Origin of the sequence: Microbispora hainanensis, from assembly GCF_006874475.1 — a bacterium.
GTDB lineage: Bacteria > Actinomycetota > Actinomycetes > Streptosporangiales > Streptosporangiaceae > Microbispora > Microbispora hainanensis.
Window position 1 is genome coordinate 1 of record NZ_VIRM01000141.1, and the last position, 1,424, is coordinate 1,424.

2 protein-coding genes are annotated in these 1,424 nt (G+C 65.1%); both read left to right on the forward strand.

Annotation, left to right across the window (positions count from 1 at the left end; translation table 11 throughout):
* Positions 1–349 (forward strand): transposase (locus tag FLX08_RS41095; protein WP_167530775.1); only part of this gene is annotated, 349 nt, incomplete at its 5' end.
* Positions 346–1,383 (forward strand): IS3 family transposase, encoded by a 1,038-nt coding sequence (locus FLX08_RS39855; RefSeq protein WP_142625427.1) that lies wholly within the window; start codon positions 346–348, stop codon positions 1,381–1,383. The genes FLX08_RS41095 and FLX08_RS39855, both read left to right, overlap by 4 nt.
* The last annotated feature ends 41 nt before the right edge of the window (positions 1,384–1,424 follow it).

Below are 1,424 nucleotides of genomic sequence, written 5' to 3' on the forward strand. Positions count from 1 at the left end.
CTTCTCAGCGGACTACAAGCGTCGAATCGTCGAGGAGTACGACGCGGCACCTCCCGGCGAAAAGGGTGCCATCCTGCGACGGGAAGGCCTGTACGACTCCAGCATCCAACTGTGGCGCCGCCAGCGTGACGAAGGCGCCCTTGCGGGCCTTTCCGGGCACAAGGCGCCGGCCAACGACGAGACGGCCAGGCAGCGAGCGAAGGAAAAGGCCGAACGGGCCAAGCTCGAACGGGAGAACGCCCGGCTGAAGAAGAAGCTGGCCCAAACCGAGGCCGCCCTGGAAATCATGGGAAAATGGCACGCGCTCTTGGAGACGATGTCCGAGAGCGCGGACTCGGAGAACTCGTGACCGAGCTTCGCGACGACACCCGCGAGCAACTCGAACCCCACATCGGAATCCAAGCCTCCTGCGCTCTGACCGGAATCAACCGGTCGACGCTGTACCGCCGGCGCACACCGAAACCGCCGAGGACGGAAACCGGGGAACCGGTGGCCCGGCCGACTCCGCCGAACGCGCTGACCGCCGAGCAACGCGACGAGCTGATCGCGGTGCTTAACAGCGAGGAGTTCCGCGACAAGTCCGTGCGCCAGGTGTGGGCGGCGCTGCTGGACCGCGGCGTGTACCTGGCCTCCCCGTCCACCATGTATCGGGAACTGCGCTCCCGCGACCAGGTCCGGGAGCGGCGCGCCCAGGCCCGGCACGAGGCCAAGAAGAAGCCCCAGCTCGTCGCCCACCGGCCGAACGCCGTGTGGTCGTGGGACATCACCAAGCTCCCCGGGCCCGCGCGTGGACAGTTCCTCGACCTGTACGTGATGATCGACATCTTCTCCCGGTACGTCGTCCACTGGGAGATCCACACCCGCGAATCGGGTGAACTGGCCGAGCGATTCATCCAGAACGCGATCCGCGCCAACGGCGGCATCGCGCCGGACTTCCTGCATTCCGACCGGGGTACCGCCATGACGTCCATCTCGGTGGCCGAACTGCTGTCGGACCTGGGCATTGTCAAGTCCCACAGCAGACCGAAGATCAGCAATGACAACCCGTACTCGGAGGCGCAGTTCAAGACGATGAAGTACTGCCCGGTCTTTCCCGGGTCGTTCGGCTCCTTCGCCGACGCGCGCAGCTTCTGCCGCCGTTTCTTCGAGTACTACAACCACGAGCACTACCATTCCGGCATCGGGCTGCACACACCCTTTTCGGTGCATATCGGCACCGCGCAGGCCATCCAGCACAAGCGTGCCGCGACCATCGAGAAATTCCGGTCCAACAACCCGCAGCGGTTCACCCGCAGGCCGTCCCTGCCCAAGATCCCGACCGTGGCGTGGATCAATATGCCTGACGGTGACCGGGCCGACACGGCCGAGGAGGCGACAGCTTAGCGATAGCTACCCTGATGTCCCGTTTGACTTGACACCTACCG